The sequence below is a fragment of the Lachnoclostridium edouardi genome, assembly GCF_900240245.1.
Lineage (GTDB): Bacteria > Bacillota > Clostridia > Lachnospirales > Lachnospiraceae > Lachnoclostridium_A > Lachnoclostridium_A edouardi.
The window spans coordinates 2,405,947-2,430,693 of the sequence record NZ_OESQ01000001.1; the positions used below are offsets into that span (position 1 = coordinate 2,405,947).

Consider the following 24,747-nt stretch of genomic DNA (forward strand, 5'->3'; position numbering starts at 1 on the left):
TGTGTAGAGTGTATAAAAAAATAAAAGATTTTTGTATATTTATTATATTGACAAAAATATACAGAAGGGGGGGTATAATTTGGTCATCAGTTAACGGTTGTACGACAACTGTTTTCTAACATCATAAATGAGGAGGATGTTACATAAAGAAAAAGTGTTTCAAAGTGGCAGCAGCGGCTATGGCGGCAGTAATGGTATTATCAGCAGCCGGCTGTCAGAGCGGGGGAAAATCTGAGGAAAGTACACAGGCAGAGGTAAAAACTACGGAGGAAAGCGGCAGTGCAGACGCAGATGCAGGAGCAGGAGCAGGTGGCGGTACAGATCTGCTTTTAAGAGCTATGGCTCCGGCTATGGAAGAGTATTTGGGAGTTTCTGTATCTGTAGTGAACAAGCCAGGCGGAGGCTGCGCCATCGGGTATGCGGCAGGACTTCAGGAATCAAATGACGGAAGCAGTATTACAGTAGGTGTTTCTGAATTGTTAGGTCTTCCATATGTAGCGGATGTAAACTTTACATATGAAGATTATGACGCCATCTGTAATTTTAACTCCTGTTACGGAGCATTGTCCGTAGCTGCAGATGCACCTTACAACACACTGGAAGAATTTGTAGAGTACTGTAAAGAGAATCCTGGAAAAGTGAGAATCGGAAATTCCGGCATCGGCGGCGTATGGCATATTTTGGCGGCTTCCTTTGCAGAGAAAGCAGGAATTGAGGTAGTGCATGTTCCATTTGACGGCGGCGGACCTGCGGCAGTAGCTTTAGCGGGAAAAAACGTGGAGGCGGTTCCTGTAAGCCCTCAGGAGGTTCAGACATATGTGGATTCTGGTTTAGTTAAAGTAATTGCAGTATTTTCTCCAGAAAGGCTGCCAGAACTTCCTGATGTTCCAATTGCCGGAGAAAGCGGATATTCAGATGTAATGATAACTGTTTTCAGAGGCTTTTTGGCTCCTAAGGGAATGGATGAGAATATAAAAGCTAAGATTGACGCTGCAACCAGATATGCCTTAGAGGATGAGTCTGTAAAGGAATTTATGGCAACGCAGAATTATACTAATAATTATATGACAGCTGATGAGTTTAAAAGTCTGATGGACAGAGAAGATCAGGTTTATGCAGAACAGTCCAGAGCTTTGGGAATTGCCACAAAGTAAAATATACAAAGTAAAAGGGGGGAGTGCTGCAAAGGTTTACACTGGCGGCGTCCCCCTATTTTAATATTCAGGAGGTATAGTATGAAAAAGATAGCAAATGTGATTGCTTTGATTTTTATTGCGGTCAGCGTCTATGCGTTTATAGAAGCAGGCACCTTTCCTCCAGGCTCTAATGGAGCCTTAGGACCAGGATTTTTCCCCAGAGTACTGGCGGTGCTTGTAATCTTTTTATCTGTGCTGGAGCTTTTAAATTCCAGAAAACAAAGTGATGAGGGCGATCAGGAAATAACTTTATTTAAAAAAGATAATATCCGTGTTTGGATAATTATGGCCGCCGTTATCGCCTATGTGTGGACATTAAAGTACGGCGGCTTTATTATTATGACTCCCGTATATTTAATCGGCATGTTTTTGTATTATAAGGTGAAAAACATATTGGTATTAATCTTGGTGCCTGCAGGCGTGACAGCAGCTTTATATACAATATTTACTGTACTTTTAAATGTTCAGCTGCCTGCTGGAGTCTTATTTTAGGGAGGTGGAAAGCATATGATGACCGTTATTTCAAATCTATTAGATCCTGCTACACTGCTTGCTATTTTAGGAGGCGTGGCTATGGGAATTTCCTTTGGAGCTATGCCTGGATTAACTTCAACTATGGGAGTTGCCCTGCTGATGCCAATTACGTTTTCCATGAGCCCTCATGTGGGAATGCTGGTGCTGGTTGGAATTTTCTGCGGAGCAATTTATGGAGGCTCTATTACAGCCATTTTAATTAATACGCCAGGCACCCCCTCGGCGGCGGCTACAGTTATAGACGGCTACCAGTTTACTTTAAGGGGAGAGGCGGGACGAGCTTTAGGAATCTCTACCTTTGCATCCTTTGGAGGAGGCATTATCAGCGGAATTGTGTTGATTTTAGTAGCGCCTCAGCTGGCTCAGATTGCTTTAAAGTTTAATGCCCCGGAATCATTTGCCCTGGCATTTTTCGGCCTTAGTATTATTGCCAGCATTTCAGGCAAGGACCTGATTAAAGGAGTTATGTCAGGTATTTTAGGTCTTTTACTTTCATTGATCGGTATGGATAATGTAACTGCCTATACCAGATTTACATTTGGCTCTACATATCTTATGGGAGGTTTGTCGTTTATCCCTGTTTTAGTAGGTCTTTTTGCTCTCAGCCAGTGTTTCTTAACAGCGGAGGAGATTTTTTTGGAGAGGGCTAAGGCCAAAAGCACAAAAAATCCGCTGCCTTCAAAAAAAGATTTTAAAACAATTATGCCTACCATTATTAGAGCAGGACTTACAGGTACGTTTATTGGCTGTATTCCAGGAGCCGGAGGCGACATCAGCGCCTTTGTATCTTATGATATGGAACGCCGCTGCTCTAAACATCCGGAACTTTTCGGCACAGGCATTCCTGAGGGCGTAGCTGCCCCGGAAGCTTCTAACAACGGAACTACAGGAGGCGCTTTGATTCCTCTTTTAACTCTTGGAATTCCCGGTGACGCCAATACAGCCGTTATGCTGGGTGCCCTGATGATGCATAATCTCACTCCAGGTCCTCAGCTGTTTCTGACTAAGGCAGATACAATTAACACATTATTTGCCGGATTTATGGTAGCCAACTGCTTTATGCTTCTTTTAGGGCTTTTAGGACAGCCTCTGTTTGTAAAAATTGTATCTATTCCTAAAAGAATTTTAGTGCCTACCATTATTGTCCTTTGTACAGTAGGCTCCTTTGCCATTAATAATAATTATTATGATGTGGTTATTATGGTAATTGCAGGCGTTGTAGGTTACTTTATGACAAAAGGCGGTTATCCTTTATCTCCTATTGTACTGGCCTTAATTTTAGGCCCCATGGCAGAAGGCAACTTCCGCAGAAGTCTTGTAATGTCCCAGGGAGATTACAGCATTTTCTTCCAGCGTCCGTTTTCAGCTGCCTTTATTGTAATTGGAGTAATTTCCCTGATCTGGCCGTTTGTAAGACAGTACATGGAAAAGAAAAAAATGATGAAGCAAAAGGAGCAGTAAACTATGAAAATTGTATTTACCCATAATATACCAGAAGAATATTATATAGATTTTGTAAAGGATATGGAGGTAATAAGGCCTGAGGAGCCTTTGACCTGCTTTACCCATGGCGAGGCAAAAGAGGCTGTGAAGGATGCAGATATTCTGATTTGCATTGCCGACTATGTGTGCAATGAAGAATTGATCAGCCACGGGAAAAATTTAAAGATCATCGGCAATATGGGTTCAGGCTATAACAATGTGGATACAGCCTGTGCTGAAAGGAATGGGATAAAAGTATTAAACGCCCCCAGATCTGTAGTGTCCGCCACTGCAGAAATGACAATAGCTTTAATGATGGGAATTTGCCGAGGCGTAGTTCAATATGACAGAGAGCTGCGCAGAGATAAAAAACTGACCAGACAGCTGTTTTTCCACAGAGACATTGTATTATACGGAAAGAAGTTAGGCATTATCGGCTTTGGAAGAATCGGTCAGGCAGTGGCCAAAAGGGCCGCCGCCTTGGGCATGGAAATTCTCTGCTATGATCCTTTTCCTGTTTCTAAAGAGACTCTGGAAAAATTCGGCGCCTGCTCAGTTGATTTGGAGGAGCTTTTAAAAACTGCAGACGTAGTGATGCTTCACATTCCTTATACAGAAAAAACACATCATTTTATAGATGAGGAAAAAATCGGGATGATGAAGGAAAGCGCTTACCTGATTAACGCCGCCAGAGGAAGTATTGTAAAGGAGGAGGCCTTAGTGCAGGCCTTAAAGGAGCATAAGATTAAGGGAGCAGCCTTAGATGTCCATGAATTTGAACCTAATATTTCTGAGGAAGTGGCCGGTCTGCCTAATATTGTAATCACGCCCCACTGCTGTACAAATGTGGCGGAGGTGAGAGTGGAGATGCTTCACGAGCTGTTAAACGGCCTGACGGAACTGTTGAAAGGAGGAACGCCTTATAATGTTGTCTGCTGATAACAATAAACCAAAGCTGAAGGCCATTAAAAAGGTAAATATTGGCGCCCAGGTATATGAACAGATGAAAAATCAGATTATATCAGGAGTGTGGGAGGCAGGGAATAAAATTCCTTCAGAGAATCAGCTGATGGAGATATTTGGAGTCAGCAGGACTACAGTGCGCCAGGCAATCCAAAAATTAGTGGCAATCGGATATTTGGAAACCAGAAGAGGCGAGGGATCTTATGTGTGCAGGCTGGGAATGGAAAGCTACCTGCGGGGAATGATACCTGTTTCCTGCCTGGGGGAAGAGGACCTGAAAGAAATATTTACATTCCGTTCTTTGTTTGAGTGCGGAGTAGCTGAAATGGCGGCCAGATATGCAGATGACCAGCAGATTGAACAGCTGAGGGAAAACTATAATAAAATGAAAAAATATGTAGGACAGCTGGACAAATATGTAGAAATTGATCTGCAGTTTCACGGACTACTGGGAGAATGCACTCATAATGCCTTTGTATGTGAGATTTACAAAATTATAGAAGAAATCCTTCGGCTGACAATGGGAAAGATTACAGACAGCATTGGATATGAGCATGGAATTAAATCCCATAGCTTGCTGCTGGAGGCTATCAGCAAACATGATCCGGAGAGGGCCAGAGAGGTTATGAGGTTCCATGTAGAAAAGAATACAGAATTATACTACAGCGATAATTTTTGGAAACCAATAAATAATCATCAGATTACAGCGGAAGGTTAAGAGAAGTTAGGACATTTTGCCATATTTACATTTATTTAGGTTTATTGTAGAATAACATGGGGTAAGTTTTTTTACCGTATGTATCTAAAGTTTGAAAAAGTTTTCAGATTAAGGAGAATGAAATGAAGAAAACAAAGATTATATGTACAATGGGCCCAAATACAAGTAACAGAGAGCTGCTAAAGGATCTGGCTTTAAATGGAATGGATATTGCAAGATTCAACTTTTCTCATGGTGATTATGAAGAGCATAAATCAAGGTTAGAGTTATTAAAAAGCGTTCGTGATGAATTAGATCTTCCTATTGCGGCGCTGTTAGATACAAAAGGGCCTGAAATCAGAACCGGCTTATTAAAGGATGATAAAAAGGTTACTTTAACAGAGGGGCAGACCTTTATATTGACTACAGAGGAGGTCCTAAGCGACGAGAACAGGGCGTATATTAACTACAGCGGTTTAAATGAAGACGTGCAGCCTGGAAATAAAATTCTCATTGACGACGGCTTAATTGAACTGGAAGTAAAGGAGGTTCAGGGCAAGGATATTGTCTGTCATGTAATCAACGGCGGAGAGTTAGGGGCCAGAAAAGGCGTAAATGTGCCAAATGTAAAGATTAAGCTGCCTGCTTTAACTGACAAGGATAAAGAGGACATTGTTTTTGGTATTCAGGAAGGCTTTGATTTTATTGCCGCTTCCTTTGTCCGCACAGCTGATGCAATTTATGAAATCCGTGAGATTCTGGAACAGCACGGAGCCAATATGGGAATTATTGCAAAAATTGAAAATGCAGAGGGCATTGAAAATTTGGATGCAATTATTGAAGCTGCAGACGGAATTATGGTTGCCCGCGGAGATATGGGCGTAGAAATTGCAGCTGAAAAGGTTCCTTATATTCAGAAAATGATTATTAATAAATGTAATGAAGCCTGCAAAAGCGTTATTACAGCTACACAGATGCTGGATTCCATGATCCGCAATCCTCGTCCTACAAGAGCAGAGGTAACAGACGTTGCCAACGCTGTTTACGACGGCACAGACGCAGTTATGCTGTCAGGGGAAACTGCCATGGGAAAATATCCTGTAGAGGCAGTGAAAATGATGTCTCAGATTGTGGAGGACTCTGAATCCCATTTGGATTATGAATCATACCGCCGCAGAGATAAGACCTTAAAAAATACCAGCAACATTTCTAATGCTGTTTGCTATGCTGCCGTGGCTACAGCTCACGACTTAAATGCAAAGGTGATTATCACTCCGTCTATCAGCGGATTTACTGCTAAGATGCTGTCTAAATGGAGACCGTCAGCGCCTATTATCGGTCTGTCTCCAAGCGCAGCCAGCGTCCGCCAGATGCAGATTTTCTGGGGAGTAAAGCCTTATCAGGCTAAAAGAGCAGATTCCACAGATATTTTAGTTTACTCTTCTATGGAGCTTTTAAAAGAAAAGGGAGTGGTAAATCCTGGAGATGTTACCATTGTCACTGCAGGAGTTGTAAGCTACGCAAGGCGTCACGAGCCTGCCAGCGATACTAACATTATGCGTGTAGTAATTGTGGATTGACATAAAAGAAAACATAGATTAATATAGGCATAGATAGGACAAAGGGGTCTGTCACAGGCTGATGCCGGAAATGGAAGAAAAGCTTCTGCCGATATCAGCTATGACAGGCTTTTTGTTGTTACAAGCATGAAATAAACCTGAAAGAGGAGAAAGCAATTATGGAAAAAAAGACGTTTGTAACGCTGGAACAGCTGGAGGCTATGACAAAAACATACCCTACGCCGTTCCATTTGTATGATGAAAAAGGAATCAGGGAAAATGCCCTGAAAATGAGGGAGGCCTTTTCCTGGAATAAAGGATTTAAGGAGTATTTTGCAGTTAAAGCCACTCCTAATCCATATATTTTAAAAATTCTTCAGGAATGCGGCTGCGGAACTGATTGTTCTTCCGCCACAGAGCTGATGATGTCAGATGCAGTGGGATTTTCCGGCCATGACATTATGTTTTCCTCCAACGACACTCCTCCAGAGGAATTTAAAATGGCAGATGATTTAGGGGCTATTATTAATCTGGATGATATTACTCATATTGAATGTGTAGAAAAGGTTTTGGGAAAAATACCTAAAACTATTAGCTGCCGGTACAATCCAGGCGGAGTGTTTCAGATGAGCAACGGTATTATGGACAACCCTGGGGACGCCAAATACGGCATGACTACAGACCAGATGTTTCAGGCCTACAGGATTTTAAAGGAAAAAGGCGCGGAGAATTTTGGCATTCACGCATTTTTGGCAAGCAACACTGTGACTAACGAATATTATCCCAAATTGGCTAGTGTGCTGTTTGAACTGGCAGTAAAACTGCAAAAGAAAACCGGGGCTAAAATTAAATTTATTAACCTTTCAGGGGGAGTAGGGATTCCTTACCGCCCTGACCAGGAGCCAAATGATATTTTGGCTATCGGCGAGGGCGTGAGAAAGGTATATGAAGAAATCCTGGAGCCGGCAGGTATGGGAGATGTGGCTATTTACACAGAGCTGGGCCGCTTTATGCTGGGACCTTACGGCTGTCTGGTGACTAAGGCAATCCATGAAAAACACACACATAAGGAGTATATTGGCGTAGACGCCTGCGCAGTAAACCTTATGAGGCCTGCTATGTACGGAGCTTACCACCATATTACAGTAATGGGAAAAGAAAATGTGCCTTTGGATCACAAGTATGACGTTGTAGGTTCTCTGTGCGAAAATAATGATAAATTTGCCGTTGACCGTATGCTGCCTGAAATCCAAAAGGGAGATCTTCTGGTGATCCACGATACTGGCGCCCATGGCTTTGCAATGGGATATAACTATAATGGAAAGCTGAAATCAGCAGAGCTTTTGCTGAAAGAAGACGGAAGCGTGGAAATGATCAGAAGGGCGGAAACTCCTAAGGATTATTTTGCTACTCTGGATATTTGTCCTATGATGAAAAAGTATATGTAAAAAATAGTAATGCTACAGTAAAAACCCTCTGCCGTGACGAAGCAGAGGGTTTTATTTCGATATGTATTTCAAAAAGTATTTAAAGGTTTGAGCTGCATTTCTTATGGTCTTAGTATACCATAGTGCCCTGGAAAATGTTTGTAGAATGTTTAAATAGATTATGAAGAAATTCTTAATATTAGATCTTCTATTTTCTGCCGGAGAGAGAAAAAAACTGCTTTTTAGAAAATATAGAATTGTAATCTAGGACAACCTATATTTTTTATGGTAATCATTTTATAGCTGCTGGCTTTTGCATCTAACTATAAACGGGAGGCTGTAAATATGATTGTTTATGATAAACTGTGGGCGACAATGGAAGAAAAGGGGATTACTCAATATAAACTAATTCGATGCTATGGAATTAGCGCCGGTCAAATATCCAGATTAAAAAAGAACCAATATGTTTCCACACATACAATAGAAGTATTCTGCAGAATATTAGATTGCAGGGTAGAGGATATTATGGAATATAAGAAATAAAAGACAATCCTAATAATGGAGCTATGGAAAACCAGAAGAGGAAGAAATTTTAATCTTTCTTCCTCTTCTGGTTTTTTATGGCTCTTTTTGATGTCGGTTTCTGTATTGCCCAGGGGAAACGTTTTCATATTGTTTAAAAAGACGCATAAAAGATCTGACATTATTAAAGCCGGACTGAAATCCTACCTGCTCTACAGTCATCTGAGTTTCCTCCAGCAGTTTTTTAGCCCTGGCAATGCGGAGCGAGTTTAAATAATCTACAAATCCAATATTTAAATGTCTTTTAAACAGTCTGCTGATGTAGGACGGGCTGACTTGGCATAGGTCCGCTAAATCTTGAAGAGAAATATCTTCTCCTAAGTGGGAGTTAATATACTCTTTCATTTTCTCAATATTTTTGCCGGACTGTTTGCTGTTTAAAGCTTCCACGCATTGAGCTCCGTACTGTACGGTATTTTGAAGAAGAATCTGAATATCTCCTACTGACTGACATTTTTTTAAAGAATAGTAAAAAAGATTTACTTCTGGGTGGGAGCTAATATCAATCCCCAGACTAATCAATACCTCTACTACCTGGTCTACAATGTGAGTGGCAGTAATGGACACGTCTCCTATGGTAGCTGTGTGAGAGCGCATGTTTTGATAAATTTCCATACAGATTAAGGATACAGAGCCAGGAGTTCCTGCCCGTACCGTTTGAAGAAGGGCAGCTTCCAGCTTTCCGTTTAAATAGTATTCAGGAACTTCAGCCCTATTTGTACTGGGAATAGTATCATCTTGATATTTTAAATATTTAATGGCTTCCTGAGCTTCTCTGTAAGAATAAGGCAAGTCAAAGGGGTCCTCATATAAGTTCCCGCTGCTGACAGATAAGGGAAAGGGAAGGCCTGCCACTGACTGCTTTATTTTTGCTGCCAAAGCAGAAAAGGTTTCTTGATTTCCTGAAGAAATATTAATGGAGAGAGCCCAGGAAAAGCGGTTGACTCTGAAAAATGCGTGAGGGACTTCCTGGGCGGTCTCTGTTACCAGATCTGCCAGCCTGCAATTATAAAGGGCCTGCATATCTTCTGAAAATTCCTGTATAAACTGGTTATAATTTTCTAAAACAAAAAGGACTACTCCATACCAAGAGGTGGAAAATCCTTCCCCTATAAAAGAAAGTTTGGCCTGAAGCTCTTCTGAGGATAAGGGCTCAGATAAAAGAAGGCTTAAAAATAAACTGTTTTTAATATCTGGCCTTAGGCGGTTTACTATGTTGGTCATAGTCTGATTTTTTTCTATAACAGAATGGAACGCTTTATGGACATACTGATATTCGTCGTCTTCAGTTACATTATCATGGTCATATAGTTTTAAAGAGGAAATCAGCCCCTTTAATGGCAAATACAGTCTTTTGGCTGCCGCAAAAGAAAGAATAAATGAGAAAAACAAGGCTACAGCAGCTAAAATCAAAAATAAGGATGCAAGGCTGTGGTAGTTGCTAAAGAAAACTGGTAAGGGAGAAATTCCTATATATGTCCACCCTGTAGAGGGGGACTTGATTTGAAATACTACAAAATCATCTGGTTTAAATGGAAAAATAAAGTTTTCTTTTCCTAAAGCTAAAGTATTTTGGAACTCCTCTTGGTTTACAAGGAGGGATATTTCCTGGCTGTGAGAGTACAGGCAAACCCCGTTTTCATCGTACACAGTCATTTGAAGAGAAGGATCTGCCGCTTTTGACTGAAATAAAAAGTCCCTGTCCATATTTAATATAAGGCAGCCTAAATCGCCCTTGGAGCCAACGGGAATGTTTTGATAAAAGGAAATACAATTTTCCAGTTCTGGTATTGTCGTTGGGCCGCTGCGCAGAACAATAGGATTATATGTTCCGTTTTTATAAAGGTCTAGGGCAGATTTATCATAGAAATTATTATAATAATACCCTTTATGCTCTGAGGAAAGAACCAGACCAGAAAAATTAGAATACAAATAGGCATAATGGATGCCGTTGTTGGACTGCATAATATCCTGGAGAGATTTCATAATCAAAGTATTTCTGCTGATCTCAGTAAAGGTGGGTTTTAAAATAAATGATAGTACAGAAGCGTTGGTGGCCAGCATAAAACCGTCTTCCTCAGTGGCCATCACTTGGTTGTCCACATCATTCATATACTGGGTTAAGGCCCGTTGATTAGAACTGTAGGTTTCGCTTTTCCAAAATCTTTCTGAAAGATTGGCAAAAATTAAAGAAACACATAATAGAGGTAAAGCTGAAATTAAAGTGAGAAGAGTAAAAGTTTTCCAAAAAACATGATGTTTAAAAGTAAATTTTAGGCTGTATAAGTGATTTGTATTCATGTCAGTTCCTCATTCCCAAGGTAAATAATTTGCTTATATTATAACATGACAAAGGAAAAATAAAAGGGAAAGGAAGCCTTATAAGCATGACAATTTATGCATATATGACAAAAATTGTACAAAATATAAGCGAAAAGTCACGTATTCAACAGGGAAATGGGAAAATGGAAAGATTTGTCGCAGGAAAAAAGAATTGTCAATAGTAAATTTTCAGGATGAAATATATGATAAACATGCCGGCAGAAATAACCGGCAGAAAAAAATAAGGCGGAGGGATTACCATGAAAAAACAAAAACATTTTAAGCAGTTGGCAGCAGGAGCAATCGCTGCTATTTTAACCTTGGGAACTATGGGCTGCGCCAATTATACAGCCCCTGCAGAAAGCTCCGGAGGTTTAGAAAATTCTCAAAACGGGGCGGTGCAGACAGAGGCAGTGAATCCGGATGCCGTTCCAATAAAAATAGCTAATTTTTTTGCAGATAATCATCCAATTAATCTGGCTCTTCAATCAGTATTTAAACCTATGCTGGAGGAAAAAACCCAGGGCAGATATACTGTGGAGATTTATTCTAACAGTGTGTTAGGGGGAGAGAAGGAAATTACAGAGGCTGCTAAAATGGGAACTGTAGAGGTAGCCGTGGCAGGAGTGCAGATGTCGGATCAGTTTCCTAAGTTAAAAGTTTTAGACTTCCCCTGGGTATTTAATGATGTGGAAAGCAGCTATCAGGCCTTAAATACACCGGAAATTATGGATTTAATTACCAGTGATGTAAGCTCTACAGGTTTGTTGTGCAAAGGATTTGCACTAAATGGAGTGCGTTCTATTTCTAATAGTAAGCATCCCATTGAATCAGTGGAGGATTGTAAGGGAATAAAACTGAGAGTACCTGAGGTAACTCAGTTTGTGGACAATGCTAAAGCATTAGGATTTAATGTAGTTACGATGTCAATGTCAGAAATTTTTACGGCTCTTCAGCAGGGAGTAATAGATGGACAGGAAAATCCTCCTACCACTCTTCTTACAAGCGGATGGTATGAAGTACAGGATTATTTAGCTCTTACACGCCATCAAATTACTTATCAGTGGCTGGCGGTAAATAAAGGTTTTTATGAGGGAATGTCTGAAGAGGATAGGGAAATTTTCGAGCAGTGCTGCGCCGCATATGTAGAGGCTGTAAAGGACTTGTACAATGAAACTGAGGAGCAGGACATTAATACTTTAAAAGAAAAAGGCGTTCAGGTGGTGGAAGTAGACAGAGAACCATTTAGAGAAATTGGGGAAACAGTGGTAGAAAAATATTGTAATGATTATCCACAATTCCAGGAGATGTTAAACAAGCTTAGAGAAATGGGCGCTAAATAGGAGGAAGTTATGGAGCAGAAAACAGATTTAAGTAAAAAAAACGCCTCCAGAAAGACTTTTGGAGATTATTGGGTACAACTGGGAGAAAACCTTACATTTCTCATGTTTTCTATTATGGTAGTTATTGTATTTGTCAATGTAATCGGACGATTTTTCTTTCAAGCAGGAATTACAGAGTCAGAAGAGCTTTCAAAAATATTATTTGTCTGGATTACATTTATTGGAATTGTACTTTGCTTCCGGGAGGGAAAGCATATTGCAGTGGATATTTTACTTTTAATGTTACCTGAAAAGACCAGGCGGATTTTTGATATTATCAGTAATATTTTGACTACAGTGATTCTGGGAGTTGTGGCCTATTATGGCATTGACTTTGTAAAAACAAGCGCAGGTATGGTATCCCCTCTTACCAGGATTCCTCAGCCTTTTATCCACCTAATTCTTCCTATATCCCTGGGATTTATGATTATTATAAATATGGGGAACTTGTGGAAGCTATTAAAAAATAAGGAAGAGAGGTAGGAGAATATGATATTTGTAGAATTTTTAGTATCTATGTTTGCCCTGCTGTTGGTGGGAGTTCCAATTGCCGTAGCAATTTTAGGAACCGTGGCTATTATGATTGTAACCACTGGCCTTTCTAACTTTACACTGCTTCCTACATATTTATTTAGTGGTACTAACAGCTTTGCAATGATGGCTGTGCCATTTTTTATGCTGGCAGGAGAGATTATGAATGAGGGGGAATTGTCTAAAGGAATTGTAGATTTCTGCAGAACTCTTTTAGGCCATGTAAAGGCAGGATTAGGATATGTGGCAGTTCTGGCTTGTATGATGTTTGCCTGTGTATCAGGCGCTGCTGTGGCTACAGTGTCTGCTATCGGCGGAATTATGCTTCCTATTTTGATTCAGGAAGGATATGACAGGGAGGATTCTACAGCTATTATCTGCGCTGGTTCAATTACAGGCCCTATTATTCCTCCCAGCATTCCTATGGTGCTATTTGGAACTATAAGCGGCGTATCTGTAACAAGAATGTTTGTCAGCGGAGTAATTCCTGGTATTATCGCTGGAGTTCTGGTTATGATTACCTGGAAAATAATGAGTAAAAATAAAGAGTATAAAGTACTTCCTAGGGCCTCTGTAAAAGAGGTTATAGAAAGCGGAATAAAAGCTTTACCATGTTTATTTATGCCGGTAATTATGATGGGAGGAATGCTGACAGGTATTTTTACTCCTACAGAAGCAGGAGTTGTGGCAGTGGTATACGCTTTTTTAGTAGCCACATTTTTAAATAGAAAAATGAATATCCATGTGTTGAAAAAATGTATGGTAAATGCAGCTAAGTCTAGCGCTGTAGTAATGTTTATCGTAGCAACAACTACAGCCTTGGCAGCTATTATTACAGTGGCTCAGATTCCTCAGGTAATTGCAGCAGGACTTTCAGCAGTATCCCAAAATCCTCTTGTAATTATGTGCCTGATTAATGTAATTATTTTAATAATAGGCTTATTTATGGATGTAATTCCGGCAATTTCTATTGTAGGCCCTATTTTCCTTCCTATTGTAAAATCTTTAGGCGTAGATCCCACAATCTTTGGGGTAACTATGATATTCGGTCTGGTAATCGGACTTTTAACACCTCCAGTAGGCGCTGTACTATATATTGGCTGCAGTATGGGAGAAATCTCTCTTATGCAGTTGGTGAAAAAAATCGCTCCTTTAGTTGGCGTATATTTGTTAGTGCTGTTTTTGCTGACCTTTTTCCCGGGACTAATCACTTTCCTGCCGGATTTAGTTATGTAAATTGACAAAAATCACTTCCCTGTTTTTCTGGTATTTTTGTAAAGAGTGTGCTATAATCTAATGAGAAAAATTCTAAATTGCAAGATTCGTTCTTTCAATAAAGAATTTACAGCAGAATATGGCAGATGGCTCTGACACAAAAGCCCAGGCTGAGGTGAAAGGGAAGCAAAATATAAGATTATTTAGGCATCCTTTTGGATGCCTTTTTTGATTCATAAAATTAGGATGTCAAAAGCATATCTCTGAAAGCGAAAATCGTGTTCGGCATTTAGAGTAGCTTTTGACACCTTAATCTTCATAGAAGATTGTGTTTAAAAAAAGGAGCCGCTGTATTCCAGTACAGAAAAAGGAGGTAATATGGAATCAAGAGTAGCTTTAATTGGAATTGTGGTGGAGAAAGAGGGAGATGTGGAAGCACTAAACAGAATTCTCCATGAATATGGGCAGTACATAATTGGAAGAATGGGGATTCCCTATCACAAGAGAAATATTAATATTATCAGCATTGCTGTGGACGCTCCGGGAAATGTGATCAGCGCCATGTCAGGAAAGCTGGGGATGCTAGACGGGGTTACATCTAAAGCCATATATTCTAAACTGCCTGCACCGGAGGAAGCAAAGGAAGAGATTTATGAGAAATCTGATAAATAAGCTGAGAAGAGAGCAAAGGCTGGAAAACGAGGAGTGGAAACAGCTTTTAGAAGCGGGAAAGGCAGAAAGAGAAGGGGGAGTTGTATTTTCTCTGGAGGAGAATGACAGTTTGCTGGCTTACAGCGCTTGTCAGGCCAGGCAGGTGAGAGCGGAAATTTTCGGAAAAGCAATTTATATTCGCGGTTTGATTGAATTTACCAGCTACTGTAAAAACGACTGCTACTACTGTGGGCTGAGAAGAAGTAATAAAGAAGCGGAGCGGTATAGATTAAATCAGGAGGAAATTCTTTCCTGCTGCAGGAAGGGATATGAGCTGGGATTTAGAACCTTTGTGCTGCAGGGGGGAGAGGACGGCAGATTAGATGATCAGTGGATGGAGCAGATGATTTGCCGCATTAAAAATGAGTTTCCCCACTGCGCCTTAACCTTATCTGTGGGAGAGAGAGAGAGGAAAACTTATCTTCAATGGAAAAATGCAGGGGCGGACAGGTATTTGCTCCGCCATGAGACTGCAGATCCAGAGCATTACAAAAACCTTCACCCAAAGGAGCTAAGTCTTGCCCGACGCTTAGATTGTCTTAGAAATTTAAAGGACTTAGGGTATCAGACGGGGTGCGGAATTATGGTAGGTTCCCCGGGTCAGACCACAGAAGCTTTAATAAAAGATATGGAGTTTATGAAAATGCTGCAGCCGGAAATGGTGGGAATCGGCCCTTTTCTGCCTCAGCACTCTACTCCATTTGCAGGGGAAAAGCCAGGCACATTGGAAGAGACCTTGTTTTTGCTTTCCCTGATCCGGCTGATGCTGCCAAAGGTACTTTTGCCTGCCACAACGGCTCTTGGAACTGTCAGGGAAGGCGGACGGGAGATGGGTATTTTATGCGGGGCTAATGTAGTGATGCCTAATTTGTCTCCTGCAGATGTAAGAAAAAAATATTTGTTGTACGACAATAAAATATGTACGGGGGACGAGGCTGCAGAAAGCCTTTCCTCCCTAAAGAAAAGTATGGAGAAAATCGGATATGAGATTGTAACAGACCGGGGAGATTCTCCAATGAAGAAAGAGAGGGAAAAACATGTTTGAATATAATCCATCATCATTAAAAGCAGAGGAATTTATTAATCACCAGGAAATTATGGACACTTTGTCCTATGCAGAAGAAAATAAGCATAATGCACAGCTGATTGATAAGATTCTGGAAAAGGCCAGATTGAGAAAAGGATTAAGCCACAGAGAGGCTTCTGTGCTGTTAGAGTGTGATATTCCTGAGAAGAATGAGGAGATTTATCAGCTGGCGGAGCAGATTAAAAAGGACTTTTACGGAAACAGAATCGTTATGTTCGCCCCTCTTTACTTGTCTAACTATTGTATTAACGGCTGCGTATACTGTCCATATCATTTGAAAAATAAACATATTGCCAGGAAAAAACTGACTCAGGAGGAAATCAGAAAAGAAGTAATTGCTCTTCAGGATATGGGACATAAGCGCCTGGCTTTGGAGACAGGGGAGGACCCTGTGAATAATCCTATTGAGTATGTTTTGGAAAGTATTAAAACAATTTACAGTATTAAACATAAAAACGGGGCTATCCGCCGGGTAAATGTAAATATCGCCGCAACTACAGTGGAAAATTACAGAAAGCTAAAGGAAGCGGGAATCGGAACTTATATTTTATTCCAGGAGACTTACCATAAAGAAAGCTATGAAAAGCTTCATCCAACCGGACCGAAGCATGATTACTGCTATCATACAGAGGCTATGGACAGAGCTCAGCAGGGCGGCATAGATGATGTGGGAATCGGCGTGCTGTTTGGCCTGGAGCTGTACAGATATGAGTTTGCAGGTCTTTTAATGCACGCAGAGCATCTGGAGGCAGTATTTGGCGTAGGTCCTCACACCATCAGCGTGCCCAGAATCAGAAGAGCAGATGATATTGACCCTTCTGCATTTGACAATGGAATTGACGACGACACATTTGCCAAGCTGGTGGCCTGTATAAGAATATCCGTGCCGTACACAGGCATGATTATTTCCACAAGGGAAAGCCAAAAGTGCAGGGAAAGAGTGCTTCATCTGGGAGTTTCCCAGATCAGCGGCGGTTCTAAAACAAGCGTGGGAGGATACGCAGAGCCGGAGCCTGAGGAGGATAATTCTGCACAGTTTGATGTCAGCGACAACAGAACCTTAGATGAGGTAGTCCGCTGGCTGATGGAATTAGGCTATATTCCAAGCTTTTGTACAGCCTGTTATAGGGAAGGAAGAACCGGCGACAGGTTTATGAGTCTGTGCAAAAGCGGACAGATTCAAAATTGCTGCCATCCCAATGCATTAATGACTTTAAAGGAGTATTTGTTAGATTATGCTTCACCGGCTACAAAGAAAATCGGCGAAGAAATGATTTTAAAAGAGATTAACACTATTCCGAAAGAAAAGGTAAGAGAAATTGTGCTGAAAAATCTGGTGGAAATTGAAAAAGGCAACAGAGATTTCCGGTTCTAGTCAGGAGGAAATTACATGGGAATGAATCAAACTCCGTCAGGGGAACGGCTTCACATTGCCTTTCTCGGAAAACGGAACGCAGGCAAATCCAGCCTGGTAAATGCAGTTACAGGACAGAAGCTGGCAATTGTTTCTGATGTAAAAGGCACTACCACAGATCCTGTTTACAAATCTATGGAGCTGCTTCCTCTGGGGCCGGTGGTGATTATTGACACGCCTGGAATAGATGACCATGGGGAATTAGGACTTTTAAGAGTGTCAAAGGCCAGACAGGTTATTAATAAAACAGATATTGCTGTAATTGCCGCAGACTGCAGAGAGGGCTTAGGGGAACAGGAGCAGGATTTAATCAGCCTGTTAAAGAAAAAAGAAATTCCTTATATTGTGGCCTTTACTAAGGCTGACCTTTGCCCGGAAATTGAGGCGGAGAGGAAAAAAGGCCATACCCCTGAAAATGAAGTGTTTGTCAGCTCTAACGCAGGCCGGGGAATACAGGAATTAAAAGAACTAATAGGAAAAGCTGTTTCCCGGGAGGGAGAAGAAAGAAAGCTGGTATCTGATTTATTAAGGCCTTCAGACATTGCAGTTTTAGTAGTGCCTATTGACAAGGCGGCGCCTAAAGGCAGATTAATTCTGCCTCAGCAGCAGGTAATCAGAGACTGTTTAGACTGCGGCGCCTCCGCCGTAGTCTGTAAGGAAAACCAGCTGGAGCATATGCTTTCCCTTTTAAAAGAAAATGTAAAGCTGGTTATTACAGACAGCCAAGTTTTTCCTGCTGTAGATAAAATGACTCCTCCTCATATACTGATGACTTCATTTTCCGTGCTGTTTGCCAGATATAAGGGGAATTTGGCTCAGGCGGCATCGGGGGCAAGAGCTTTAGATTACATTAAAAACGGGGATAAAATACTGATGTGCGAAGGCTGCACTCATCACCGGCAGTGCGGGGATATTGGAACGGAAAAGCTGCCGGCGTGGATAAGAAAATATACCAAGGCAGAGCCGGAATTTGTATTTACTTCCGGCGTTGAGTTTCCGGAGGACATAAGCAGTTTTGCTTTGGTGATTCACTGCGGAGGCTGTATGTTAAACCAAAGAGAAATGAAATACCGTTTGGCTATGGCCGGGGATCAGAATATCCCCATGACGAATTACGGTACGGCCATCGCTTACATGAACGGAATTTTAGAAAGAAGTTTGAAGCCGTTTTCTGTACTGGCAGGCCAGAAATTCTAAAAAAAGCTTTTAAAATGTAACCCTCTTCCAGGGATTTTGAATACCTTAATATAAAAACAGATTAAGGTGCTTTTCCATGGAACAGGCCAGAGAAGCCATTCATTGCGGGGAAGCCTGGAATATGGGGTATACTGGGAAGGGCGTAGGAGTGGCCGTTCTGGATACCGGCATTTTCCCCCATGAAGATTTTGGTGAAAGAATTACTGCATTTGCAGATTTTGTACAGAAAAAAAGGGTTCCGTATGATGACAATGGACACGGAACCCATATTTCTGCGATTATAGGAGGAAGTGGGGCGGCTTCTGAGGGGCGTTACAGCGGGATTGCCCCAGAGTGTAATATTATTTCTGTAAAGGTGCTGGACGGAAGAGGAAACGGGTACGCTTCCGACGTGCTTTCAGGGCTTCAGTGGATTAGAGCCAACAGAAAAAAATATGGGATCAGAATTGTAAATTTATCTGTAGGCTCTTATTCTAAAAGAGGTATGGGTGAAAATTCTGCTCTTGTAAAGGGAGTAAACGCCGCCTGGGACGACGGATTAGTGGTTGTGGTGGCAGCGGGAAACAACGGACCGGGGCGTATGACCATAACAACTCCCGGAATCAGCAGAAAGGTTATTACTGTAGGATGTTCTGATGACCACAAGGAAGTAACTGTTATGGGAAACCGTTTAGTAGATTACTCAGGCAGAGGGCCTACAGTAGCTTGTGTGTTAAAGCCGGATGTAGTGGCTCCAGGCTCCTGTATTGTCAGCTGCGCCAATCAGCCTGGAAGATATCAAATGAAAAGCGGCACATCTATGTCCACGCCTATTATGGCCGGGGCTTTGGCTCTGCTTTTAGAAAAGGAGCCGGAGATGACCAACAAGGATGTAAAGCTTTTGCTCAGGGAAAGAACTGTAGATTTAGGCCTTCCTCATATTCAGCAGGGCTGGGGCTGTCTGGATATAGAGAAGCTTTTAAAGTGAAAATTCAAGCCGAAAGGCGAAAAGATAAGGAATTGAGGTAGAAAATCATGGGGCAGAAGAAACTGCAGATGACAAATATATGGACGGTGGCTTTAGGAGCTATGGTGTGCTGCGCTTTATGGGGAAGCGCCTTTCCCTGCATTAAAATCGGCTACCAAATGTTTGGAATTTTAGGAGATCAGGTAGGCACTCAGATTTTATTTGCAGGAATAAGGTTTACATTGGCCGGACTTATGACCGTGGCCATAGGAAGTTTTATCAGCAAAAAGGCGCTGATTCCTAAGAAAACCTCCTGGTCCATGATATTTAAGCTTTGCATCTTTCAGACAGTGGTGCAGTATTTATTTTTTTATATGGGTTTGGCCCATGCTTCAGGAGTAAAATCATCTATTATTACAGGCTCTAACGTTTTTCTGGCAGTGTTGATTGCATGTCTTGTATTTCACCAGGAGCATATGACCAGACAGAAAATACTAGGCTGTCTTTTAGGATTTGCAGGCGTTGTTCTCATAAATTGGAACGGAGGAGCCCTGGAAAGCTCTATGAAATGGAACGGAGAAGGCTTTATTTTTCTGGCCGCTTTGTCATATGCAATTTCTTCTGTGCTGATTAAAGATTATTCTGTCAAAGAAAATCCTATGATTTTATCAGGATACCAGTTTACTGTAGGAGGACTGATTATGGTGTGCTGCGGGGCTGCCTTAGGCGGGCGCCTGGAAATTGTAACAGTCGGCGGAATCCTGATGCTTTTGTATTTAGGAATGCTGTCAGCAGTGGCCTACTCTTTGTGGGCAGTGCTTTTAAAATATAATCCTGTTTCAAAAGTAGCAGTATTTGGCTTTATGAATCCTGTATTCGGCGTTATTTTGTCCGCTCTTCTTTTAGGCGAGGGAGAACAGGCCTTTGGCTGGAAAAGCCTGGCCGCCTTAATTTTAGTCTGCGCCGGAATATTTGCAGTAAACAGAAAAAAGTAATACCCATCCTTTCATATATGTGATATAATGTGAACACTTCTTAAATCCCTTCAGGCAGGATTTTTTCCAGGGAAATCCGCCTGTCTTCCCTGTCCCGGCATGTCGCCGCTTTTTCTGACGAATGTATAAAAAGATTGCAGAAACTATACTTGACAATTTAAACGCCCTATATTATGATTATGAAAAGAACATTTGTTCGCGTGGAGGATATGATGAATAAAGATGATAAATTAAAAGCATTGGATGCGGCCCTGACCCAGATTGAAAAAGCATACGGAAAGGGCTCTGTGATGAAGTTAGGAGATTCCAGGACCAATATGAACATAGAGACTGTGCCTACAGGCTCATTAAGTCTGGACATTGCCCTTGGATTAGGCGGGGTGCCTAAGGGCAGGATTATAGAGGTTTATGGACCGGAGTCCAGCGGTAAGACTACAGTTGCCCTTCACATGGTGGCAGAGGTACAGAAGAGAGGTGGCATCGCAGGTTTTATTGATGCAGAACATGCTCTGGACCCTGTTTATGCAAGGAATATTGGAGTAGATATTGACAATCTGTATATTTCACAGCCGGACAATGGAGAGCAGGCTTTAGAGATCACAGAGACTATGGTGCGCTCCGGAGCTGTGGATATTATTATTGTAGACTCTGTAGCGGCTCTTGTGCCAAAGGCAGAGATTGAAGGCGATATGGGAGATTCTCATGTAGGACTTCAAGCCCGTTTGATGTCCCAGGCTTTGAGAAAGCTGACAGCCGTTATCAGCAAGTCTAACTGTACTGTTATATTTATTAATCAGCTGAGAGAAAAGGTTGGAGTAATGTTCGGAAATCCGGAGACTACCACAGGAGGCCGGGCCCTGAAGTTTTATTCCTCCGTTCGTCTGGACGTGCGCCGCACAGAGACTTTAAAGCAGGCTGGGGAGATGATTGGAAACCACGTCCGGGTAAAAGTTGTAAAGAACAAGATTGCTCCTCCGTTTAAGGAAGCAGAGTTCGATATAATGTTTGGAAAAGGAATCTCCAGAGAGGGAGATATTTTAGATTTGGCGGCCAAGGAAAATATTGTGGAAAAAAGCGGCGCCTGGTATGCATACCAGGGCACTAAGATTGGCCAGGGACGTGAAAACGCCAAGATTTATTTAAAAGACAACCCTGAAATCAGAGATGAAATTGAATTAAAAGTGAGAGCGAAATATGGACTTCCAGGAGCAGAGGAAGCAGAAGCTTTGGCTGCAGCAGGAAAAGCCAAAACCTCTGACGGCAGTCTCACATCTGATTCCGGTAAAGAAGCGGCGGAATAAGGGATACTGAAAATTAAAAGGGAAAGACAGAGCGGCCATATGACAGTGGAGATGATTGTCTCTGTAGATAAACAAAGGTGCAAGGTCCTGTTTGACAGCGGCTTTGCCTTTGTTTTATACAGGGGAGAAATAAACAGATTCAGAATAGAAGAGGGGGCCTTTATAGAGGAGGATGTGCTGGAGGAGATTTTTGCTGTTCTGAGAAAAAGAGCCAGGGAGCGTCTGGTACATCTTTTAAAGGCTTCAGATAAAACAGAGGCCCAGATCAGACAGAAGCTGCTGGAGGGAGGCTACCCTTCTCAGATCATAGAGGAGACCCTTCAGTTTGGGAAGCAGTGCAGATATATTGACGATTCCAGATATGCCAGGCGGTTTGCAGAGTGCAGTAAGAATAAAAGCAGAAAGCAGATTGCCTGCCAGCTGGCTCAAAAGGGAGTTTCCAGAGAAAACATTGAGGAGGCTCTGGAGTGCTGCCAGGAGGAGGAAGAGCAGCAGATAATGTACTGGCTGAGAAAAAAGGGCTATAAGCAGGGGCGTGAAGATGACAGAGAATATGAGAAAACTGCCGCATTTTTATATAGAAAAGGATTTTCAGGAGAGATAATACACAAAGCTATGGAACAATGGCAGAAGGAGCAGGAATAATTTTTCCAATTGTGCAGTGAATCAGGGCAATGCTCTTGACATCATGCATAAAAAAGATTAAAATTAAAATGTTGTATTATTGTACAATGAAAACTAAATAAGGAGGTGCTCCTGTGTCATCAATAATTGCTGTATTGGTAACAATGATTATCGTAGCTCCTATTACCTGGGCATTGGCAATCGCATACCGGAAAAAGGCATACGAGAGTAAAATCGGCAGTGCAGAAGAAAAATCCAGGGAAATAATAGATGAAGCATTGAAAACCGCAGAGACGAAGAAGCGAGAAGCTCTCCTTGAGGCGAAGGAAGAGTCTTTAAAGACTAAAAATGAGCTGGAAAAGGAAACGAAAGAAAGAAGAGCAGAGCTTCAGCGTTATGAAAGACGTGTGCTGAGCAAGGAAGAAAATCTGGACAAAAAGTCCGAAGCAATGGAAAAAAGGGAAGCCAGTCTGGCAGCCCGGGAGGAAACCCTGTCAAAGAAAAATGCAGAGGTCGATGCATTATATGAGAAGGGGATACAGGAACTGGAAAAGATTTCCGGCCTGACCTCCGAACAAGCAAAAGAATATCTTTTAAAATCTGTTGAGGAAGATGTCAAACATGACACCGCAAAGTTAATTAAGGAACTGGAAAGCAAAGCAAAAGAGGAAGCCGATAAAAAGGCAAAAGATTTTGTAGTTACAGCGATTCAAAGATGTGCCGCTGATCATGTGGCAGAGACAACAGTTTCAGTAGTACAGCTTCCTAATGATGAAATGAAGGGACGTATCATAGGAAGAGAAGGACGTAACATTCGTACATTAGAGACGATGACCGGCGTAGAGTTGATTATAGACGATACCCCGGAAGCAGTAGTATTATCAGGATTTGATCCAATCCGCAGAGAAGTAGCCAGAATTGCATTGGAGCGTTTAATTGTGGACGGACGTATTCACCCGGCCAGAATTGAAGAGATGGTAGAAAAAGCCCAGAAAGAAGTAGAGACTAACATGAGAGAAGAGGGAGAGGCTGCAACGCTGGAGGTTGGCGTTCACGGCATTCACCCGGAATTAGTGAAGCTTCTTGGCAAGATGAAATTCAGAACAAGCTATGGACAGAATGCATTAAAGCATTCCATTGAAGTTGCACAGTTGTCAGGACTGCTGGCTGCCGAAATTGGCGCAGATGTCCGTATGGCAAAACGTGCCGGCTTATTACATGACATTGGTAAATCCATCGACCATGAGACAGAAGGTTCTCATATCCAGTTAGGCGTAGAGCTGTGCCGCAAGTACAAAGAGTCCGGCATAATCATAAACGCTGTAGAATCTCATCATGGTGATGTTGAGCCGCAAAGTCTGATCGCATGTATCGTTCAGGCGGCAGATACAATTTCAGCCGCAAGACCTGGTGCAAGAAGAGAGACTTTGGAAACATATACAAACAGATTAAAACAATTAGAAGATATTACAAACTCCTTTAAGGGAGTGGACAAGTCTTTTGCTATTCAAGCAGGCAGAGAAGTCAGAATTATGGTTGTTCCAGAGCAAATTACAGATGACGATATGGTTCTGCTGGCCAGAGACGTTTCTAAGAAAATTGAGGCGGAGCTGGAGTATCCGGGCCAGATCAAGGTCAATGTAATTCGGGAATCCAGAGTTACAGATTACGCAAAATAATAAAACAAGGAAGTTCTATAAATTTAATAGTTTATAGAGCTTCCTTTTTTGTTGTTAGGGCAAAGCCCTGTTTACCATTGTGGAGTTTTTCGTTGATCCGAAAAACGGAACTTTGGAAAACAAATAAACCACCTGCTATGCAGGTGAGTTAGAATTGCTTCAGCTTACAGCAAAAAACCTCCAGTGTTATAATTAATGTAAGGTTCGCCAACCGCATTAATAAACAAAGGAGGTATCCATATGGATAGTAACAGTTTATCACATACAAAATGGAATTGTAAGTATCATATTGTATTTGCACCAAAATATAGGAGAAAAATAGCATACGGAAAAATAAAACAGGATATAGCAAATATTTTAAGTATGTTATGCAAAAGAAAAGGTGTAAAAATTGTAGAAGCAGAGATATGTCCAGATCATGTACATATGCTAGTAGAAATTCCGCCAAGCATTAGCGTATCGTATTTTGTAGGGTATTTGAAAGGAAAAAGTACACTTATGATATTTGAAAGACATACAAATTTGAAATATAAATATGGAAATAGACATTTTTGGTGTCGAGGATATTATGTAGATACGGTAGGGAAAAATGCAAAGAAAATACAGGAATATATAGCAAATCAGTTACAAGAAGATTTGGAATATGATCAGATGACACTGAAAGAGTATATTGACCCGTTTACGGGTGAGCCAGTAAAAGCAAACAAATAAAATAAGCCCTTTAGGGCTTAGTAGGTAAATGATGTTGCGCTTGGCGAACCTATTTCGGAGAGTCTTTANTATGATCAGATGACACTGAAAGAGTATATTGACCCGTTTACGGGTGAGCCAGTAAAAGCAAACAAATAAAATAAGCCCTTTAGGGCTTAGTAGGTAAATGATGTTGCGCTTGGCGAACCTATT

At 41.5% G+C, this 24,747-nt stretch carries 22 protein-coding genes; 21 read left to right on the plus strand and 1 reads right to left on the minus strand.

The annotated features are described in order from the left end of the window. Positions 1 to 164 precede the first annotated feature (164 nt). From C1A07_RS11415 to C1A07_RS11450, 8 genes are all read left to right on the plus strand, one after another. A complete protein-coding gene (locus tag C1A07_RS11415; protein WP_242972302.1) occupies positions 165 to 1,154 on the plus strand; it encodes a tripartite tricarboxylate transporter substrate binding protein in 990 nt (329 codons plus the stop codon). An 81-nt stretch (positions 1,155 to 1,235) separates the two neighbouring features. Next, entirely contained in the window at positions 1,236 to 1,688 is a 453-nt protein-coding gene (locus C1A07_RS11420) for a tripartite tricarboxylate transporter TctB family protein (protein ID WP_101877209.1), read from the plus strand. Positions 1,689 to 1,703: 15 nt separating this feature from the next. Continuing rightward, positions 1,704 to 3,191: a tripartite tricarboxylate transporter permease gene (locus C1A07_RS11425; RefSeq protein WP_101877210.1), complete on the plus strand. Its 1,488-nt coding sequence runs from the start codon at positions 1,704 to 1,706 to the stop codon at positions 3,189 to 3,191. A 3-nt stretch (positions 3,192 to 3,194) separates the two neighbouring features. Continuing rightward, entirely contained in the window at positions 3,195 to 4,151 is a 957-nt protein-coding gene (locus tag C1A07_RS11430; RefSeq protein ID WP_101877211.1) for an NAD(P)-dependent oxidoreductase, read from the plus strand. Continuing rightward, positions 4,138 to 4,893 carry a FadR/GntR family transcriptional regulator gene (locus tag C1A07_RS11435; protein ID WP_101877212.1) on the plus strand — a complete coding sequence of 252 codons (756 nt, stop codon included), beginning with the start codon at positions 4,138 to 4,140 and terminating at the stop codon, positions 4,891 to 4,893. Before C1A07_RS11430 ends, C1A07_RS11435 begins: the two co-directional genes overlap by 14 nt. Positions 4,894 to 5,015: 122 nt before the next feature. Then, the gene (pyk, locus tag C1A07_RS11440) at positions 5,016 to 6,452 is read left to right on the plus strand and encodes a pyruvate kinase (RefSeq protein ID WP_101877213.1); all 1,437 of its coding nucleotides are present in this window, start codon (positions 5,016 to 5,018) and stop codon (positions 6,450 to 6,452) included. Positions 6,453 to 6,610: 158 nt separating this feature from the next. Beyond that, positions 6,611 to 7,879 carry a diaminopimelate decarboxylase gene (locus C1A07_RS11445; RefSeq protein ID WP_101877214.1) on the plus strand — a complete coding sequence of 423 codons (1,269 nt, stop codon included), beginning with the start codon at positions 6,611 to 6,613 and terminating at the stop codon, positions 7,877 to 7,879. A 324-nt stretch (positions 7,880 to 8,203) separates the two neighbouring features. After that, positions 8,204 to 8,401, plus strand: a complete 198-nt coding sequence (locus C1A07_RS11450) for a helix-turn-helix domain-containing protein (RefSeq protein ID WP_101877215.1) — start codon at positions 8,204 to 8,206, stop codon at positions 8,399 to 8,401. A gap of 75 nt (positions 8,402 to 8,476) precedes the next feature. Here C1A07_RS11450 and C1A07_RS11455 read toward each other — a convergent pair whose 3' ends face one another. After that, on the minus strand, positions 8,477 to 10,741 hold the full coding sequence (locus tag C1A07_RS11455) for a helix-turn-helix domain-containing protein (protein WP_101877216.1): 2,265 nt from the start codon (positions 10,739 to 10,741) through the stop codon (positions 8,477 to 8,479). A gap of 281 nt (positions 10,742 to 11,022) precedes the next feature. On the opposite strand from C1A07_RS11455, the gene C1A07_RS11460 reads away from it, so the two are divergent. The 13 genes from C1A07_RS11460 to tnpA all read left to right on the plus strand — a co-directional run bounded on the left by C1A07_RS11460 (position 11,023) and on the right by tnpA (position 24,555). After that, positions 11,023 to 12,105, plus strand: a complete 1,083-nt coding sequence (locus C1A07_RS11460) for a TRAP transporter substrate-binding protein (protein WP_101877217.1) — start codon at positions 11,023 to 11,025, stop codon at positions 12,103 to 12,105. Positions 12,106 to 12,114: 9 nt separating this feature from the next. Continuing rightward, on the plus strand, positions 12,115 to 12,627 hold the full coding sequence (locus C1A07_RS11465; RefSeq protein ID WP_101877218.1) for a TRAP transporter small permease: 513 nt from the start codon (positions 12,115 to 12,117) through the stop codon (positions 12,625 to 12,627). Between the two features lie 6 nt (positions 12,628 to 12,633). Further along, positions 12,634 to 13,911 carry a TRAP transporter large permease gene (locus tag C1A07_RS11470; RefSeq protein WP_101877219.1) on the plus strand — a complete coding sequence of 426 codons (1,278 nt, stop codon included), beginning with the start codon at positions 12,634 to 12,636 and terminating at the stop codon, positions 13,909 to 13,911. Between the two features lie 357 nt (positions 13,912 to 14,268). After that, positions 14,269 to 14,562, plus strand: coding sequence for a TM1266 family iron-only hydrogenase system putative regulator (locus C1A07_RS11475; RefSeq protein WP_101877220.1), 294 nt, complete (start codon positions 14,269 to 14,271; stop codon positions 14,560 to 14,562). Continuing rightward, on the plus strand, positions 14,543 to 15,646 hold the full coding sequence (gene hydE / locus C1A07_RS11480) for a [FeFe] hydrogenase H-cluster radical SAM maturase HydE (RefSeq protein WP_101877221.1): 1,104 nt from the start codon (positions 14,543 to 14,545) through the stop codon (positions 15,644 to 15,646). Before C1A07_RS11475 ends, hydE begins: the two co-directional genes overlap by 20 nt. After that, positions 15,639 to 17,063 (plus strand): [FeFe] hydrogenase H-cluster radical SAM maturase HydG, encoded by a 1,425-nt coding sequence (hydG, locus tag C1A07_RS11485; protein ID WP_101877222.1) that lies wholly within the window; start codon positions 15,639 to 15,641, stop codon positions 17,061 to 17,063. The genes hydE and hydG overlap by 8 nt, the downstream gene beginning before the upstream one ends. A gap of 15 nt (positions 17,064 to 17,078) precedes the next feature. Further along, positions 17,079 to 18,299, plus strand: coding sequence for a [FeFe] hydrogenase H-cluster maturation GTPase HydF (gene hydF, locus C1A07_RS11490; RefSeq protein ID WP_101877223.1), 1,221 nt, complete (start codon positions 17,079 to 17,081; stop codon positions 18,297 to 18,299). Between the two features lie 76 nt (positions 18,300 to 18,375). Then, entirely contained in the window at positions 18,376 to 19,266 is an 891-nt protein-coding gene (locus C1A07_RS11495; RefSeq protein ID WP_101877224.1) for a S8 family peptidase, read from the plus strand. 47 nt (positions 19,267 to 19,313) lie between these two features. Then, positions 19,314 to 20,240: a DMT family transporter gene (locus tag C1A07_RS11500; protein ID WP_101877225.1), complete on the plus strand. Its 927-nt coding sequence runs from the start codon at positions 19,314 to 19,316 to the stop codon at positions 20,238 to 20,240. A 212-nt stretch (positions 20,241 to 20,452) separates the two neighbouring features. Then, positions 20,453 to 21,541, plus strand: a complete 1,089-nt coding sequence (gene recA, locus C1A07_RS11505) for a recombinase RecA (RefSeq protein ID WP_101877226.1) — start codon at positions 20,453 to 20,455, stop codon at positions 21,539 to 21,541. Between the two features lie 39 nt (positions 21,542 to 21,580). After that, positions 21,581 to 22,186 carry a regulatory protein RecX gene (locus C1A07_RS11510; RefSeq protein ID WP_101877227.1) on the plus strand — a complete coding sequence of 202 codons (606 nt, stop codon included), beginning with the start codon at positions 21,581 to 21,583 and terminating at the stop codon, positions 22,184 to 22,186. Positions 22,187 to 22,329: 143 nt separating this feature from the next. Continuing rightward, positions 22,330 to 23,844 (plus strand): ribonuclease Y, encoded by a 1,515-nt coding sequence (rny, locus tag C1A07_RS11515; protein WP_408609822.1) that lies wholly within the window; start codon positions 22,330 to 22,332, stop codon positions 23,842 to 23,844. Positions 23,845 to 24,084: 240 nt separating this feature from the next. Continuing rightward, positions 24,085 to 24,555, plus strand: a complete 471-nt coding sequence (gene tnpA, locus C1A07_RS11520; protein WP_101876575.1) for an IS200/IS605 family transposase — start codon at positions 24,085 to 24,087, stop codon at positions 24,553 to 24,555. Positions 24,556 to 24,747 lie beyond the last annotated feature (192 nt).

Bases quoted from the DNA above. Each gene is read 5' to 3' on its own strand.
- C1A07_RS11420 (WP_101877209.1), top strand. From the start codon at position 1,236: ATGAAAAAGATAGCAAATGTGATTGCTTTGATTTTTATTGCGGTCAGC.
- C1A07_RS11425 (WP_101877210.1), top strand. From the start codon at position 1,704: ATGATGACCGTTATTTCAAATCTATTAGATCCTGCTACACTGCTTGCT.
- C1A07_RS11430 (WP_101877211.1), top strand. From the start codon at position 3,195: ATGAAAATTGTATTTACCCATAATATACCAGAAGAATATTATATAGAT.
- C1A07_RS11435 (WP_101877212.1), top strand. From the start codon at position 4,138: ATGTTGTCTGCTGATAACAATAAACCAAAGCTGAAGGCCATTAAAAAG.
- pyk (WP_101877213.1), top strand. From the start codon at position 5,016: ATGAAGAAAACAAAGATTATATGTACAATGGGCCCAAATACAAGTAAC.
- C1A07_RS11445 (WP_101877214.1), top strand. From the start codon at position 6,611: ATGGAAAAAAAGACGTTTGTAACGCTGGAACAGCTGGAGGCTATGACA.
- C1A07_RS11450 (WP_101877215.1), top strand. From the start codon at position 8,204: ATGATTGTTTATGATAAACTGTGGGCGACAATGGAAGAAAAGGGGATT.
- C1A07_RS11455 (WP_101877216.1), bottom strand. From the start codon at position 10,741: ATGAATACAAATCACTTATACAGCCTAAAATTTACTTTTAAACATCAT.
- C1A07_RS11460 (WP_101877217.1), top strand. From the start codon at position 11,023: ATGAAAAAACAAAAACATTTTAAGCAGTTGGCAGCAGGAGCAATCGCT.
- C1A07_RS11465 (WP_101877218.1), top strand. From the start codon at position 12,115: ATGGAGCAGAAAACAGATTTAAGTAAAAAAAACGCCTCCAGAAAGACT.
- C1A07_RS11470 (WP_101877219.1), top strand. From the start codon at position 12,634: ATGATATTTGTAGAATTTTTAGTATCTATGTTTGCCCTGCTGTTGGTG.
- C1A07_RS11475 (WP_101877220.1), top strand. From the start codon at position 14,269: ATGGAATCAAGAGTAGCTTTAATTGGAATTGTGGTGGAGAAAGAGGGA.
- hydE (WP_101877221.1), top strand. From the start codon at position 14,543: ATGAGAAATCTGATAAATAAGCTGAGAAGAGAGCAAAGGCTGGAAAAC.
- hydG (WP_101877222.1), top strand. From the start codon at position 15,639: ATGTTTGAATATAATCCATCATCATTAAAAGCAGAGGAATTTATTAAT.
- hydF (WP_101877223.1), top strand. From the start codon at position 17,079: ATGGGAATGAATCAAACTCCGTCAGGGGAACGGCTTCACATTGCCTTT.
- C1A07_RS11495 (WP_101877224.1), top strand. From the start codon at position 18,376: ATGGAACAGGCCAGAGAAGCCATTCATTGCGGGGAAGCCTGGAATATG.
- C1A07_RS11500 (WP_101877225.1), top strand. From the start codon at position 19,314: ATGGGGCAGAAGAAACTGCAGATGACAAATATATGGACGGTGGCTTTA.
- recA (WP_101877226.1), top strand. From the start codon at position 20,453: ATGAATAAAGATGATAAATTAAAAGCATTGGATGCGGCCCTGACCCAG.
- C1A07_RS11510 (WP_101877227.1), top strand. From the start codon at position 21,581: ATGACAGTGGAGATGATTGTCTCTGTAGATAAACAAAGGTGCAAGGTC.
- rny (WP_408609822.1), top strand. From the start codon at position 22,330: ATGATTATCGTAGCTCCTATTACCTGGGCATTGGCAATCGCATACCGG.
- tnpA (WP_101876575.1), top strand. From the start codon at position 24,085: ATGGATAGTAACAGTTTATCACATACAAAATGGAATTGTAAGTATCAT.